Genomic DNA, 14,991 nt, shown 5'->3' on the forward strand with positions numbered 1-14,991 from the left:
AGCTGATGCGCTACTACCTGGGTAGTGGGCGGCGTCAGCGGTTTGGCCAAAACGCACCGAGGTGCTAGCGAAGGCAAGTTCGCTAGCACCTCGGCAGGCAACCATGACGAAAATCAGTTCGCGACGGTGATATTTTTCTCCACAAAATACGCTTGGCCGGCAGCCTCAAAATCGAGGCGGATGCGCCAGTAGCCCGGCTTGAGCTTGGCCGTGCTCAGGCGCTGCGTGCCGGTGGCATCGGCTTGCAAGGGCACGGCAAAGTCGAGCGTCTGGTCGGAGGGCCGGAAGAACTGCACCTTGCCGGTGGCCTGTTGGCCAGCCAAGTTGGCGGGCAGCTGCAGGGTCAGCTCGTCGGTAGCCGCGTCGAAGGCTACGTCAACGGCGCCGGGCAGGGCGTTGGTGCGCGCCACGGCATCCATGCGTTGCTGGTGGCGCAGCTCCTGCTGGTAATAGTCCTTGCTGACGAGGTCGACCTGCGTGCTCATGGCCTGCTTAACCATGTAGCCGATAAACAGGGCAAACAGCACGAAGGCGGCAACGATGGCGTAGGGCCAGAGGCTGCGTTGTGGAGCGGGTTTATTCACGGTGAGGGAGGTCATGAGGGGAGGAGTAATTTACAGCTGTCATCCTGAACATTCTGCGCATCAAGCAGAGACGAAGCGGAGTGAAGGACCTTCTCACGCTTGAACGATGCGCCTGGGTCGGCGAACCTCGCCCCTCTCCTACGGAGAAGAGTAGACGCTATGTCTTTGGTGCGCCAGTTGCCTCGGCCTCGCGCGGCATCATCACCTAGGCGCAACCGGGCTGGCGTGATAAGGTCCTTCGCTTGGGCTCAGGATGACAGATAAGAAAACCGCTTACTGCACCGGAGCCAAAAACTTGGTTTTTTCTTCGGTTATCAGTTGGCCGCCGCTGTACACCCCGATGCGGATTTGGTTGCTGGTGCGCGTGAGCGCGGCGGTGGGCAGCTCGGCGAAAAACACCCCTTCCACCATGCCCTGAGCGGGCAGCTTCAGGCCGTTTTGGCCCACCAGCTTCACCGAGCCGTCGGCGGGCTCGAGCACGCGCACCTCGATGGGCATGGCTTTGTTGGTTTTGTTGATAACCGAGATGTTGTAGAGGTTGGTAACGGTGCCGCGCTCGGTTTTTTGGTACAGCTGGCCGGGGGTGCGCAGCACGGTGGCATCTACGTTGGAGCGCGTTACCAGCAGGCCCACCATCACGCCAACCAGCAGCAGCAGCACGGCGGTGTAAGCCTTGATCCGGCCCGTAACCTTGAACTTGGTACCGGCCTCGATGTGCGCCTCCGAGTCGAGGCGAATGAGGCCGTGCGGCTTCTCAATCAAATCCATAATGGAGTTGCACACATCAATGCACGCCGTGCAGTTGATGCACTCCATTTGCTGGGCGCCGTTGCGGATGTCGATGCCCGTGGGGCACACCTGCACGCACTGTTTGCAGTCGATGCAGTCGCCGGCTTTGCGCTCCTGGTTTTTGCGCAGCTTTTCGCGCGGCTCGCCGCGGCCGTAGTCGTAGGCTACAGTAATGGTGTTCTTATCGAGCATTACGCCCTGCAAGCGGCCGTAGGGGCAGGCAATGGTGCACACCTGCTCCCGAAACCGGGCAAACACCGCGTAGAACACGCCCGTGAAGACGACCATCGAGCTGAGGCCGCCTAGGTGGTTGAGGGGCGAGTCGGTCACGATTTCGACCAAGGCCTCCGAGCCGATGATGTAGGCCAGGAAGGTATTGGCAATCAGAAACGAGATGAGCAGGAACACGCTGTGCTTGCCCGTGCGGCGCCAGATTTTGTTCCACGTCCAGTCGGCTTTGGCAAGGGCTTTTTGCTGCGGCGCGTCGCCCTCGAAGAAGTACTCGACGCGGCGGAACACCATTTCCATGAAGATGGTCTGGGGGCACACCCAGCCGCAGAAAATGCGCCCGTACACCACCGTAAATAGGATGATGAACAGGATAAAGGCCATGAAGCCCAGCAGCAGGATAAAGAAATCCTGCGGCCAGAAGATTTGGCCCATGATGATAAACTTGCGCTCAACCACGTTGAGCATCAGCACGGGCAAATCGTTGAGGCGCAGCCAGGGGCCGGCAAAAAGCAGCGTGAGCAGGCCGTAGCTTACCCACTTGCGGGCGTTGTACAGCTTGCCGCTGGGTTTCTTCGGGAAAAGCCATACGCGCTTGCCTTCGGCGTCGATCGTCGAGATAGAGTCGCGGAACGACTCGGCAGCGGCGGGTTTGGTGGCGACGGGGTTCATCTTCGGGTACGGGAGCCCCACGGCGCGGCAAGCACCTAGGGCGTTATCGGCTACACATTCCGTCGGCCTGCGGCAGGCCAGGCGTGGCCGGGCATTTTGCCCTGGCCGTTGCACACTCCCCAAAAGGCCCGCCGCCAACCTAGGGCTGGCGGCTCATCCGAACGCGGGGCTGTGCTGTGAGCGGATGTCGGATGAACAGCGGGGAGAAGGGTGCCCGCTGCGGGCAGTTGGTGCGTGCTACAGCTTAGCTACGGGCTTGCCGCTGGCGGCTTCCTTCTCGCCTTGCGGGGCCTTGGCGTTGGCCGGGTTGGTGCCCTGAATGCTCAGGATGTACGACGACACCTGCAGCATTTGCTTGCTCGAGAGCTTGCCTTTCCAGGCTACCATGCCCTTGGTGGTTACGCCGTACTTCACGGTTTTGTACACCTTATTCACCTCGCCGCCGTGCAGCCAGTACTCGTCGGTGAGGTTGGGGCCTACTTTGCCCTCGCCGGCTTGGCCGTGGCAAGCGGCGCAGTTTTGGGCGAACACGGCCTTACCGGCTTCGATGTCGGCGGCGGCCGTCAGGGTTTTGTAGTCGGTGGGCTTGTTGGGGTCGTCGTTGGCACCCATTTTGGCGGCCAGCATGGCGGCTTCGGCCATTTCGTGTTGGTACTCGGCGTCGCTCAGCTGGCCGGTTTCCGACACGTGATAGTGCACGAAGTAAGCAATGCCGAATACGATGGTAACGTAGAAGCCGTACTTCCACCACGGCGGCAGGTCGTTGTCGTACTCCGTGATGCCGTCGTAGTCGTGGCCGGCCATCACGTCTTCTTTGTACGTGCCCGTCAGGCCCACCGTGTCGCCCAAAAACAGGCCCAGGGCGCGGCCGTACCACGATTCGCGGATGGTTTCTATCTCGTAAACCTTCTGCAGCAAGGGGCGCATTTGCCACAGCAGGGCAAACAGCATCAACAGCACAAAGATGATCAGCGCGGTGAGGCCGCCCATCAGCCAGAGCATGGCCCCGAGGCTGGCGCCGCTTTCGGCGGCGGGATTGGCGGCTTCGGCAGCGGCGGCGGTAGCTTCCTGCGCCACGGCGGCCGAGCCGGTGAAAAGGCTGCTCAGCGCGAGCAGCGTGCCTAGGTACCAGCGGCGCGTTAGCATAGCACACCTCCTTCCGGTTGGGCTTGCGCGGCGTCGTCGGCCTGCAGCGGGATGTGCTTCATGGCCTGGATATGCTCGCGGCTAACCACGCACACATACACCAGCAGGGCCAGGAAGAAGAGAAAGAAAATGACGAAGGAAATAAGCGGGTAGATTTCGATTCCGCTGATTGCCTGAAGGACGTTCTTGTACATAACGCTAGACCTATAGAGGCTTTAGGGGCGGGGTGCCGGCAAGTGTTTCCAGCACGTGTTGCGAGGGGCACCCCGCCCGGGGCCAGTTGAGTTATTCAGCGGCGGCTACAGCCGAGGCAGCAGCCTGGTCTTCTTTTACTTTGATGTCGGTACCGAGGCGTTGCAGGTAGGCAATCAGCGCCACGATTTCCTTGTCCGATTTCACCTTGATGTCCTCCTTGGCCAACTCGGCCACAATGCCGGCCGCTTGCTTTTCGGCGTCCTGCACGGCCACTTGCTCGTAGCCGGCGGGGTAAGGCGTGCCGAGCTTACGCAGGGCGGCAATCTTGTCGGCGGTTTGCGTGTAGTCGGTTTGGTTTTCGAACAACCAGGGGTAAGGCGGCATAATCGAGCCCGGCGACATGCTGGTGGGGTCCATCATGTGGTTGTAGTGCCACGAGTGCGGGTACTTGCCTCCGAGGCGGTGCAAATCGGGGCCGGTGCGCTTCGAGCCCCACAGGAAGGGCCGGTCGTACACGAACTCGCCGGCTTTGGAGTACTCGCCGTAGCGCTCGGTTTCGGAGCGGAAGGGGCGCACCATCTGGGTGTGGCAGTTCACGCAGCCTTCTTTGATGTAGATGTCGCGGCCTTCGAGCTCGAGCGAGGTGTAGGGCTTGACGGAGGCAATGGTGGGCACATTTTTCTTGATGAGGAAGGTGGGCACCATTTCTACCGCACCGCCGATCAGGATGGCTACCGTAGCCCAGATGCTGAGCTGCACGGGGCGGCGCTCTATCCAGCGGTGCCAGTGGCCGCCTTCGTGGCTGTGTTCGTTGTCGATTACGGCCGGGGCGTGGAACTTCTCGTTGGCCAGCAGCGAGCCGGCTTTGGCGGTTTTGTAGAGGTTGTACACCATCAGGAACACGCCGCTCAGGTAGAGCACCCCGCCGATGCCGCGCAGGTAGTACATGGGTACAATCTGCATCACGGTTTCGAGGAAGTTGGCGTACTGCAACATGCCCTCGTCGTTGAACTGCTTCCACATCAGGCCCTGCGTGAAGCCGGCCCAGTACATCGGGATGGCGTAGAACAGGATACCCAGGGTGCCGAGCCAGAAGTGGGTGTTCACCAGCTTGCGCGAGTGCATCGGGGTTTGGTACAGGCGGGGCCACAACCAGTAAAGCACGGCGAAGGTGAGGAAACCGTTCCAGCCCAGGGCGCCAACGTGTACGTGGGCTACAATCCAGTCGGTGAAGTGGGCAATGGCGTTTACGTTCTTCAGCGAGAGCATGGGCCCCTCGAAAGTGGCCATGCCGTAGGCGGTGATAGCCACCACCATAAACTTCAGGATGGGCTCTTCGCGCACTTTATCCCAGGCGCCGCGCAAGGTGAGCAGGCCGTTGATCATGCCGCCCCACGAGGGTGCAATCAGCATAACCGAGAACACCACACCTAGGGATTGGGCCCAGTCGGGCAGGGAGGTGTACAGCAAGTGGTGCGGACCGGCCCAGATGTAAATGAAGATCAGCGACCAGAAGTGGATAATCGAGAGGCGGTACGAGTACACCGGGCGGTCTGCCGCTTTCGGCAGGAAGTAGTACATCAGGCCCAGGTAAGGCGTGGTCAGGAAGAAGGCCACCGCGTTGTGGCCGTACCACCACTGCACCAGCGCATCCTGCACCCCGGCGTAGAGCGAGTAGCTCTTCATAAACGACACCGGAATGGCCAGCGAGTTGACGATGTGCAGCACGGCCACCGTCAGGAACGTGGCGATGTAAAACCAGATGCCGACGTACAGGTGTTTCTCTTTGCGGCGGGCAATGGTGCCGAACATGTTCCAGCCGAACACTACCCAGATCAGGGTAATGGCGATGTCGATGGGCCACTCCAGCTCGGCGTACTCCTTGGAGGAGGTATAGCCCAGCGGCAGCGTAGCCACGGCCGATACGATGATGAGCTGCCAACCCCAGAAGTGGATTTTGCTCAGCAGATCGGAGAACATGCGCGTTTTGCACAAACGCTGCAAGGAGTAATACACCCCCATGAAAATGCCGTTGCCCACGAAGGCGAAAATCACGGCATTGGTGTGCAAGGGGCGGATACGGCCGAACGTGGTGTAGGGCGTACCCATGTTGAGCTCGGGGCGGGCCAGCTGGAAGGCGGCAATTACCCCGATCAGCATGCCGGCAATGCCCCAGAAGACGGTAGCAATGCCGAAATTGCGGACGATTTTGTTGTCGTAAAACGATGCGAGAACGGCCTTCGATGCTTTTTGCAGCTCTTGGGGCGGTTTCGCTTGGACCAGCACAGCCATAGCGCGAAACGGGTTGTTTTGAGTGTTACAAAGCTCCCCAAACCCCGACCGCGAAAAGATGACGAAAGTCAGACACCGTGCCTGATAGATGTCAGCCCCAGCTGCCAGCCAAACGCACTTGGCAGTGGTACTAAACGCAACGGCGCCGCCTGCAGGTAGCAGGCGGCGCCGTTGGCCATACAGCAAAATCCCTAGGTAGGTATGAGCCTTGGTTGGTTAGTGGCCGGGCGTGTGGCCCTTGAGCAGGGCCGTGCCGCTGGCTAGCGTTATGGCGTCTTCAACCACGCCCGTCCAGGGCTCTTTAACGGGGGTGTTGCGCGAGGCAGCTTTGCGCAAGTACAGCGCCCCGTAGCTGCTGGCTACGGCCGCAGCCGCCCCCAACAGCGCGCCTTGCCACAAGCTGTTGCGGCCGAGCTTGAACATAACGCCGCCCACCAGCGCCCCCGACAAAATGCGGCCGCCCAAAATGGGTGCAATGGTGCGGTCGGGCATGTTGGGCAGCTTATCGCCCAGCATTTCTCCGCCGGCCATCACCTTCAGCAGGTTGGCCGCTTTACCCGATTGAAACCAGCCGAGCGGCGAGGCAGCCAATCGGCCCGACGGATGCTTATGCAATACGTGGCTAAGCATGGCCGGCGCCGACATGCTGCGCAGCCCGGCCAAAGCACCTAGGCCCAGCGTTTGCCAGAATACAGTTGAACGGTTACCACTCATAATCAAGGCAGTTTGGATGAACTGCTTTAAACGCGGCCTTCCGGCCAAAGGATGGCGTGCGGCACCTGGGCGCTTGCCCTAGGTGCCGTTTACTTCCGGAGCAGAAAGGGCCCCAGCGCCAGCGCATCGAGCCCCGATTGCAGGTAGCAATCCAAGGCATCGGCCGGCGACTCGACCAGGGGCATGCCGTTGAGGTTGAAGGAGGTGTTGAGCAACACAGGCACTTCGCTCAACTGGCCGAACGTCAGCAACAACTCATGAAAGAGGGCATTGTCGGCGGCCAGCACGGTTTGCAGGCGGCCGGTGCCGTCGTCGTGGGTTACGGCGGGCAGGCAGCGCTGGGCGTCCGGCTTCAGCCGGAACACCTTTTCCATGAAATAAGCCGTTTCGCCGTCGGGTAGCTCGAAGTATGCGTGCTGGTGCTCGGCCGGTACGGCGGGCGCAAACGGCCGGAAGGCTTCGCGGTACTTAATGCTGGCGTTTACCCGGGCTTTCATGTCGGGGCGGGTGGGGTCGGCCAAAATGCTCCGGTGACCTAGGGCCCGCTGCCCAAACTCCGCCGCGCCCTGGAACCAGCCCAGCACCTGCCCTTGGTGCAGCAGCTCGGCCGTGGCGCCGGTGATGCTGGCGGGCCGCTCGTAGCGCAGCTTGCGGCGCTGCAGCTCGGCCTCCAGTTCGGCCTCGGCGTACGCGCGCCCGAAAAAGTTGTGGCGAGCAGGCTCGGGGTGCGCAGCCCTGGGTTCGCACAGCACAAAGTGCCGGCCGTAGAGGGCGCTGCCCACGCTGATGCCGGTATCGTCGGGCGAGCCGCCGATGTACACCTCGGCGTAGCGGGTATGCTGGCGCAACTTGCCGTTCAGCACCGAGTTCATGAGCACGCCACCACCGAGCACCAGGCGGCGCCGACCGGTTTGGGCTTGCAGATTGTTCAGGAGTTCAAACACCACCTCCTCGGTAATGCGCTGCACGGCGGCCACAATGTCGTACTCGCGCTGGGTGAGCTCGGCGCCGGGTGCCACGGCCGGGCCAAGCAACGCCTCGAGTTTAGGCGAGAAGTAGCGCGGCGTGAAAAACAGGAAGAACTCGAAGTAGCGCAGGTCGAGCTCGAAATGCAGCCCCGTTACCGTGATCAGCGGACGGAGCTGCTCGTAGTACGTATTGGGGTTGCCGCGGGCAGCCAGGGCCATAATCTTCCACTCGTCGCTGTTGGGCCGGAAGCCCAGGAAGTCGGTGAAAGCGGCGTAGAACAAACCTAGGGAGTGCGGCGTGCGGTTGGCGGCCAGCTCGTGCAGGCCGTGCGCATCGGCGGTGCCAACCAGCCCGGTGGTGGTTTCGCCAAAGCCATCCGCAACGAAGAAGTCGGCTTCGGCAAAGCCCGAGGGAACCAAGGCGTTGGCCAAGTGCGCGTGGTGGTGATTAACGTAGTGAATGCGCGTTTGGTGGCCGCCCGCGCGCAGCAGCGTTTGCCCTAGGTGGTGCGCATCGCCTTGCATGGCGGCCAGCTCCTGCACGGTGAGCTGCGCCAGTTTGCCGCGGTTCTGGAAAGCATCGGCCAGCGTTTGGCCCGATTGCCCTAGGAAGGCGGCTGGGTTCCAGCCCACAAACACATCGGTGACCTCCTGCACCCGCAGGCCCGCCGCCTCGCAGCAGTACTGAATGGCGCGCCTTGGGAAGGATTTATCCTGCTTTTGGCGCGAGAGCCGCTCCTCGGCAATGGCAAACTGCACCCGCCCTTGGGCATCGAGCAGGCAGGCCGAGGAGTGAAAACCACTGCAATTGATACCTAGGATGACGCGGTGCATACGGGCGGGCTGAAGGGCGTAGGAGCAGCCAAAAATAGCGGTTGTGCAACGCTGCCGGCTTGGGTGGCCCGGCTACCTGCTCGCCGGGCTATGCTTGGCCCCGTTGGCCGGCCGCCGTATACCGCAGCTGCGCGCCTTAAAAGCACGTTACTTTGCCTTTATGCGCCACCGTTTCTGTTCTCCGCACTTTTTGCTGGCCCTAGGTCTGCTGGGTTCGTGCCACATGCCGAAAGCAACTACCTCTTCCTCTGCTTCCTCCAATGCGTTGGTGCCTGCGCCGGCGCGGCCCATTTGGCAATCGGAGGCGTACGCGCTTTACCCCGATTCGGTGGTGCAGGGCAAGCACGTGGCGCGGGCGGTGTCGCGCACCGAGCTGGCATCGAACTACCGAAGCCCGGCCAACGAATTTCAGAGCCCGCAGGTCAGCTTCAAGTTCAGCCTCAACGGCAAAGACAACGAGATGCAGCCTGGCCAGGACCACGTGTTGGTGGCCGTACCCAGGGCCGGCGGTGCCGCGCTCGAAACGCCGGTAATCGTGTTCGGGCAGCAGTACGTGGACAAAATGCCCGTGCCGGCCAACACCTATCTGGCTCCGAACACCCCGCTCAAGATTCGGCTGGACATGCGCCCCGTGCTTGCTTCGTTCCAGAAACAAGGCTATTACCAGCTTTACAACGGCCAGAAGCTTTACAAAGACGACTTAAAGCACGTGCACGTGGCCGGCAACACCACGCCCCTGAGCTGGGACTTCGACAACCTCATCAACAAGCCGCAACTGGAGCTGAAAGACCCCGACGGCGACGGCATTTACGAAACCACGGTGGTGCTGAACGCCCACTCCGACGCCAAAACCACCGCCAAGCAGTGGAAGCAGAGCCTCGACGTGTCGGGGTTTCCGCAGTACCAGTCGGACTACCCGCTCTTTGATGCCGTTTACAACCTGAGCATTGAAGAAGCTAAGCGCGCCGTGGAGCCCGACGGCACTTTCCGCACCGGCCAAGAGTGGGCCGGTGTCTGGACGCGCGACATCAGCTACAGCATCATTCTGTCGCAGGCTTTGCTGCAGCCTGAAGTGGCCAAAACCAGCCTCATGCGCAAGGTTACGCCCGATGGCCGCATCATTCAGGACACCGGTACGGGCGGCGCTTACCCCTGCTCCACCGACCGCATGATTTGGGCCGTGGCTGCCTGGGAAATTTACCTGACCACCGGCGACGAAGCCTGGCTGCGCAAGGTGTACCCCATTATCAAAAAGTCCATCGAAGACGACGTGCCGAACGCCTACGACGCCCAAACCGGCTTGGTGCGCGGCGAGTCGTCGTTCCTGGATTGGCGCGAACAAACCTACCCCAAGTGGATGCAGCCCGCCGACATTTACGAGTCGGAGAACCTAGGCACCAATGCCGTGCACGCGCAAGCCAACACGGTGCTCTCGCACATGGCCCAGCTGCTTAAAGAAGATGGCGACGCTGTGCGCTTCAGCAAGTTGGCCGAGCGCATTCGCGGGGGCATAAACGAGCACCTGTGGCAGGCAGAAAAGGGCTACTACGGCCAGTACCTGTACGGCCGCACCTACAAAACCCTTTCGCCGCGGGCCGAGGCCCTAGGTGCTGCCCTAAGCGTGTTGTTCGATGTGGCGCCGACCGAGCGCCAGGCTACTGCGGTGCAGCGTACTCCCGTAATGGCGTACGGCATTCCGTGCATATACCCACAAATTGCCGGCATTCCGCCGTACCACAACAACGCCGTGTGGCCGTTTGTGCAGAGCTACTGGGGCCTGGCCGCCGCCAAAGCAGGCAACGAAACCGCGTTCATGGAAAGCATAGCGGCCGTAACGCGCCCCGCGGCGCTGTTCGTTACCAACAAGGAGAACTTCGTGGCCTCGAACGGCGACTTTGCCGGCACGCAGGTAAACAGCAGCGTAATGCTCTGGAGCCTCTCGGGCAACCTAGGGTTGGTGTACAAAGGCCTGTTCGGCATGAACTTTCAGGCCGATAAACTGGTGTTCCGGCCATTTGTGCCGCAAGCGCTGCAAGGCACCCGCCGGCTTACCGACTTCAAGTACCGCCAAGCCGTGCTGAACGTGGAGATGACTGGCCATGGCCGCACCATCCGCAGCATTACCATGGATGGCCAGCCGCTGCCCGAAGCCACCGTGCCCGGTACGCTCACGGGTACGCACAACATCCGCATCGAGCTGAGCAACGAAGCCCCCGCTGCCACGGCCCAAAATAAAGTACCGCACCACGTTTCGCCCATGACGCCCGCCGTGAGCTACCGCAACGGGCGCCTCAGCTGGCCAGCCGTGGAGGGTGCCAAGGCCTACCAAGTGCTGCGCAACGGGCAGTTTGCCGCCCGCACCACTGATACCGAGTTTGCCGTACCCGCTCCCACCGCGTACACCGAGTACCAGGTACTAGCCGTGGATGCGGCCGGTTACGAGAGCTTCGCCAGTGAGCCGCTGGTCGTTGAGGCTGACAAGTTTCGCCGTAGCTACGAGCTCGAGGCCTCAGCACCGGCTGCCAAGCTGCCCTACAAAGGCTTCGCAGGCAAAGGCTTTATCGAAATCAGCAAAACCCAGAACCGCCGCGTAACCGTGCGCGTGCAGGTACCTGCCGATGGCCTGTACGCTATCGATTTTCGCTACGCCAACGGCAATGGGCCCATCAACACCAGCAACAAGTGCGCAATTCGCACGCTGCGCAACGGCGTGCGGCAGCTAGGTACCGTGGTGCTGCCGCAGCGCGGGGTTGATGAGTGGTCGGATTGGGGGTACTCTAATCCTGTGATGGCGCAGTTCAGCAAAGGCACGCATACGCTTACGCTCACCTTTGAGCCGGCCAACGAGAACATGAACGGTGAGGTAAACCAAGCCATGCTCGACCAGCTGCGCCTGACGCGGTTATAACGCGGTGCAGCGCCGCACCCGCGCTACGCCGTACTGGGTATCGCGCCAGTAGCTGTAAGGCCACTTTTGCCAATCGGCTACCAGTCCAGCTTTTACGGGATTTTCCAGTACGTACGCAATAACGCGCTGCATCTCGTCGCCATTGCGCACCACGTGGTCGTAGCTTTCGGGTTGCCAGAAGGCGCCTTCCCGGTTGAGCAGCAAATTGGCTTGTCGGCCGCTGTAGCCCTTCAGTCGCTGCAATGTTCGTGTCAGAGGAGGTGCATTTTCAGGCAGCCTTACGAGCATATGCACATGGTTTGGCATCAAGCAATAGCAAATCAGTTCGTATTCGTCGCCATCAAAGTGGTGCAAACTTGCTTTTACCACTTCCGCCACGTCGGGGCGCGACAACCACATGGGGCCGGTAGTTGCCTGGTCGAGCAACTGGTCAAAGTGCCGGAAATAACGCTTGCGCCGGTTGCTCATTTCATCGGCAGCTATTCGACTTTCGGCTTGCTGCACTTGGCGCAACTGAACGCGCAGCTGCTCTACCACGGTGCGCGGCAACGAACTAGCCAAGCGGAAAGTGACGAATATAGATTCGCCTGCGGGCAGCCGGTGGGGCAGGTTGCGTTGGTAATAAGTCAGGTCGGTCACGCAGCATTGAACGCAGTAGCGCGGACTTTGTAGTCCGCGTCCCCGGATAGTAACTTCTAATCGGCTGAACGATGGAGAATACTATCTGCGGACGCGGACTACAGAGTCCGCGCTACACCGCGCTACTGCGGCTGCTCCGTTGGGGCTTGCGTTTCGTTGTCTTCAAACAGCATGCGCACGGCGGGCGTGTAGGTATCGTCGTACTGCTGGCTGCGCACGGCCCACACGAAGGCCAGCAAAAACAGCACGGCAACGGTGAGCGAAATGGTGATGAGGCCGAAGATGATTTCCATGACTCAGGGGAAGAGTTAGAGTTTGCGTTGGTAAGCAGCCAGGCGCACCAGCAGCGTGGCAAAGAGCATCACGCTAAGCGAACTGATGGGCATTAGAATGGCCGACACGATGGGCGTGAACTTGCCCTGCACGGCCAGGCCCAAGCCAATGCCGTTGTAGATAAACGAAAGAACAAACGTGGCCAGCACCACCTGCAGGCAGTCCTGGGTGAATTTGAGAAAGGTGTTGAGCTGCCCGAAGCTGCTGGCGTCGAGAATGGCGTCGCAGGCGGGCGAGAAGTTGCTGAGCGTATGGGTGAGGGCAATGCCGGCATCGGCTTGCTGCAGCGCGCCGGCATCGTTCAGCCCGTCGCCAATCATAATTACCGTGTCGCCCTGGCGCTTGAGCTCGGCAATGTAGTCGAGCTTGTTTTGCGGGGTTTGGCGGAAGCGCAGCTCGGCTTTGGGTCCAAACAGCTCGCGCAGGCGCTCCTGCTCGGTGTCGTTGTCGCCCGAGAGCACGGCCAGGCGGTAGCGTGTGCCGAGGTCGGCGAGTACCTCGCGCAGGTTTTGGCGGTACACGTTCCGGAAAATGTAGCAGCCGCCTAGGTCGTTGTTGAGGCTCACGTACACCCGCGACTGCATGTTGTCGGAAGTTTCGGAGGTGTGCGCCGCCGTGGGCGAGGCGCCCACGAACGCCGCCGCACCCACCTTCACCGACAAGCCATCCACGGTGCCGCGCAGGCCCTGGCCGGGCACTTCCACAAAATCGGCTACGGCAAACGGGCTGTGGGGCAGCTCCTGCGCCAGGCGCTGGCTCAGGGGGTGCGTTGATTGGCGCACCACGGCCGCTACGGCTTGCTGCTCGCGCAGCGTAAGTGCGGGCCCTAGGTACTCCACGGCCGATTGCTTTACGTCGGTAAGGGTACCCGTCTTGTCGAACACAATGGTGGTGGCCCGACCTAGGGTTTCGGCCACGGCCGAGTTTTTCAGGTAGAACTTGCGGCGGCCAAACGCCGTGAGGGCGCTGCCCAGGGCAAACGGCGTAGCCAGCGACAACGCGCACGGGCAAGCAATAACCAGCACCGAGGTAAACGCGCGCCACATCATCTGCTGGTCGCGCGGGAGCCAATAGGCCACGGCACCGGCCGCGATAAGCAGCGTGGCGGCCACAAAGTAGCGCCCCACCTTGTTGGCGTAGGTTTCGAGGGTTTGCTTTTCGGCTTTCTGGAAAGTGGGGTTGTTCCAGAGCTGCGTGAGGTAGCCCTGCGACACCTCGCGCACCACCTCCAGCTCCACGGCCTCGCCCACTTGCCGGCCGCCGGCGTACACCACCTCGCCGGCTACTTTGGCCACCGGCACCGATTCGCCCGACACAAACGAGTAGTCGATTTGCCCGGTGCCGCGCATCAGCATCGCATCGGCCGGAATTACCTCCTGGTTGCGCACCAAAATGCGGTGGCCCACTTGCAGGTCCTTCACCGATACCGACTTCTCGCCATCCTTGGTGAGCAGCGTAACGGCCACCGGGAAGTACGAGGTGAAGTCGCGGTCGAAGCGGAGGGCGTCGTAAGTGCGCTGCTGCACCCACTTGCCGATCAGCATGAAGAACACGAGGCCCGTGAACGAATCAAGGTAGCCGGCGCCGGTGCCCGACAGCACCTCGTAGGTGCTCACGCCGAACAAGGCCGTCAGACCTAGGCTAATCGGAAAGTCCAGGTTGATGTAGCGCTGCCGGATGCCGGCCCAGGCCGAGCGGTAAAAATCCTGCGCGCTGTAGAGCAGCACCGGCACCGACAGCAGCAGGCTGATGTAGCCGAAAAAGCGCCCGAACTCGCGGGCCAGCTCGTCGGTGAAGGACAGGTAATCGGGGAAGGCCAGCAGCATTACGTTGCCGAAGCAGAACCCCGCCAAGCCCAGCTTGTAATAGATGGCGCGCGAGCCGTGGTTGGGCTGCGCGCCCAGCTCGGCCAGCGTAATTTGCGGCTCGTAACCTAGGGCGGCCAGCAGCTTCACCACTTCCTTCAGCGAGGTTTCGGAAGGCACGTAGCTCAGGCTGATTTCCTTGCGCAGGAAATTCACGCGCGACTCCGACACACCGGGGTTGAGCTTGTACAGGTTCTCGAGCAGGTAAATGCACGAAGCGCAGTGCATTTGCGGCAGCGTAAGCGTAAGTCGGGCCAGCTTATCGGAGCGGAAGCTGAGCAGCTGCGCCTGCACCGATTCCTCGTCGAGGTAATCGAAACGGCCGGGCAGTTCTACTTCCTTGATTTTCTGGCCGGGGTGCTCCTCCGAAATCGAGTAGTAGTTGCAGAGGTTGTTGGCCTCGAGCAGCTCGTACACGGCTTTGCAGCCCTGGCAGCAAAACGGCTTGTCGTGCAGCACAATGGGCTGCTCGGGGCAGTCGTCGCCGCAGTGGGTGCAGGCCGTGTGGGTGTGGATATGGGCAGCGGTGATGTTCACGCGGTTGGTCAGCTCTGGTGGCTGCACAAATTTCCCCCGCCTAGGTGCCGTAAAAGATGACGAATGTCAGGCACCTAGGCTGATAGTAGTCAGCGCCTACCCGCGAACCGAGCAGGACTTTTGGGTTGTTGTTCCGGCTGCCTGTAGCGTGGGCTTGGCTACGCCTTCCTGCGGTTCAGCCCGCGTTTGCTCTATAATCTTTGATTCTGCAACGACATCGTGCTGGCTAACGCGGGCTGAAGCCCACGCTACTGGTCAAAGCTTTCTTTCCGCACGCTACTTTTCGT

Annotated in this window: 11 protein-coding genes; 1 reads left to right on the forward strand and 10 read right to left on the reverse strand. The window is 61.2% G+C overall.

Going from position 1 to position 14,991, the window contains the following annotated elements:
- Positions 1 to 113 precede the first annotated feature (113 nt).
- From D3Y59_RS11710 to D3Y59_RS11740, 7 genes are all read right to left on the reverse strand, one after another.
- Positions 114 to 599 (reverse strand): FixH family protein, encoded by a 486-nt coding sequence (locus tag D3Y59_RS11710; RefSeq protein ID WP_119445219.1) that lies wholly within the window; start codon positions 597 to 599, stop codon positions 114 to 116.
- A 258-nt stretch (positions 600 to 857) separates the two neighbouring features.
- Positions 858 to 2,273: a cytochrome c oxidase accessory protein CcoG gene (ccoG, locus tag D3Y59_RS11715; RefSeq protein ID WP_119445220.1), complete on the reverse strand. Its 1,416-nt coding sequence runs from the start codon at positions 2,271 to 2,273 to the stop codon at positions 858 to 860.
- 237 nt (positions 2,274 to 2,510) lie between these two features.
- Positions 2,511 to 3,419: a cbb3-type cytochrome c oxidase N-terminal domain-containing protein gene (locus tag D3Y59_RS11720; protein ID WP_119445221.1), complete on the reverse strand. Its 909-nt coding sequence runs from the start codon at positions 3,417 to 3,419 to the stop codon at positions 2,511 to 2,513.
- Complete coding sequence (locus D3Y59_RS11725; RefSeq protein ID WP_119445222.1) at positions 3,413 to 3,613, reverse strand: hypothetical protein; 201 nt, start codon at positions 3,611 to 3,613, stop codon at positions 3,413 to 3,415. The genes D3Y59_RS11720 and D3Y59_RS11725 overlap by 7 nt, the downstream gene beginning before the upstream one ends.
- Before the next feature lie 91 nt (positions 3,614 to 3,704).
- Positions 3,705 to 5,906, reverse strand: coding sequence for a cytochrome-c oxidase, cbb3-type subunit I (ccoN, locus tag D3Y59_RS11730; RefSeq protein ID WP_119445223.1), 2,202 nt, complete (start codon positions 5,904 to 5,906; stop codon positions 3,705 to 3,707).
- Between the two features lie 216 nt (positions 5,907 to 6,122).
- Positions 6,123 to 6,620, reverse strand: coding sequence for a hypothetical protein (locus D3Y59_RS11735; protein ID WP_162910720.1), 498 nt, complete (start codon positions 6,618 to 6,620; stop codon positions 6,123 to 6,125).
- An 89-nt stretch (positions 6,621 to 6,709) separates the two neighbouring features.
- Positions 6,710 to 8,422, reverse strand: coding sequence for a carbamoyltransferase family protein (locus tag D3Y59_RS11740; RefSeq protein WP_119445225.1), 1,713 nt, complete (start codon positions 8,420 to 8,422; stop codon positions 6,710 to 6,712).
- Positions 8,423 to 8,582: 160 nt separating this feature from the next.
- Between D3Y59_RS11740 and D3Y59_RS11745 the strand changes: the two genes are divergently transcribed.
- Entirely contained in the window at positions 8,583 to 11,330 is a 2,748-nt protein-coding gene (locus D3Y59_RS11745; RefSeq protein WP_119446446.1) for an alpha-L-rhamnosidase-related protein, read from the forward strand.
- On the opposite strand, the gene D3Y59_RS11750 is transcribed toward D3Y59_RS11745, so the two are convergent.
- The 3 genes from D3Y59_RS11750 to D3Y59_RS11760 all read right to left on the reverse strand — a co-directional run bounded on the left by D3Y59_RS11750 (position 11,325) and on the right by D3Y59_RS11760 (position 14,704).
- Positions 11,325 to 11,969 carry an REP-associated tyrosine transposase gene (locus D3Y59_RS11750; RefSeq protein ID WP_119445226.1) on the reverse strand — a complete coding sequence of 215 codons (645 nt, stop codon included), beginning with the start codon at positions 11,967 to 11,969 and terminating at the stop codon, positions 11,325 to 11,327. The genes D3Y59_RS11745 and D3Y59_RS11750 overlap by 6 nt on opposite strands.
- A 122-nt stretch (positions 11,970 to 12,091) precedes the next feature.
- Positions 12,092 to 12,262, reverse strand: coding sequence for a cbb3-type cytochrome oxidase assembly protein CcoS (ccoS, locus tag D3Y59_RS11755; protein ID WP_119445227.1), 171 nt, complete (start codon positions 12,260 to 12,262; stop codon positions 12,092 to 12,094).
- A gap of 15 nt (positions 12,263 to 12,277) precedes the next feature.
- Positions 12,278 to 14,704: a heavy metal translocating P-type ATPase gene (locus D3Y59_RS11760; RefSeq protein WP_240410342.1), complete on the reverse strand. Its 2,427-nt coding sequence runs from the start codon at positions 14,702 to 14,704 to the stop codon at positions 12,278 to 12,280.
- Positions 14,705 to 14,991: the final 287 nt, after the last annotated feature.

It is taken from the genome of Hymenobacter oligotrophus (assembly GCF_003574965.1).
Taxonomy (GTDB): Bacteria; Bacteroidota; Bacteroidia; order Cytophagales; family Hymenobacteraceae; genus Solirubrum; species Solirubrum oligotrophum.

Excerpts from the sequence above, each read along its gene's own strand:
- D3Y59_RS11710 (WP_119445219.1), bottom strand. The coding sequence starts at position 599 with ATGACCTCCCTCACCGTGAATAAACCCGCTCCACAACGCAGCCTCTGG.
- ccoG (WP_119445220.1), bottom strand. The coding sequence starts at position 2,273 with ATGAACCCCGTCGCCACCAAACCCGCCGCTGCCGAGTCGTTCCGCGAC.
- D3Y59_RS11720 (WP_119445221.1), bottom strand. The coding sequence starts at position 3,419 with ATGCTAACGCGCCGCTGGTACCTAGGCACGCTGCTCGCGCTGAGCAGC.
- D3Y59_RS11725 (WP_119445222.1), bottom strand. The coding sequence starts at position 3,613 with ATGTACAAGAACGTCCTTCAGGCAATCAGCGGAATCGAAATCTACCCG.
- ccoN (WP_119445223.1), bottom strand. The coding sequence starts at position 5,906 with ATGGCTGTGCTGGTCCAAGCGAAACCGCCCCAAGAGCTGCAAAAAGCA.
- D3Y59_RS11735 (WP_162910720.1), bottom strand. The coding sequence starts at position 6,620 with ATGAGTGGTAACCGTTCAACTGTATTCTGGCAAACGCTGGGCCTAGGT.
- D3Y59_RS11740 (WP_119445225.1), bottom strand. The coding sequence starts at position 8,422 with ATGCACCGCGTCATCCTAGGTATCAATTGCAGTGGTTTTCACTCCTCG.
- D3Y59_RS11745 (WP_119446446.1), top strand. The coding sequence starts at position 8,583 with ATGCGCCACCGTTTCTGTTCTCCGCACTTTTTGCTGGCCCTAGGTCTG.
- ccoS (WP_119445227.1), bottom strand. The coding sequence starts at position 12,262 with ATGGAAATCATCTTCGGCCTCATCACCATTTCGCTCACCGTTGCCGTG.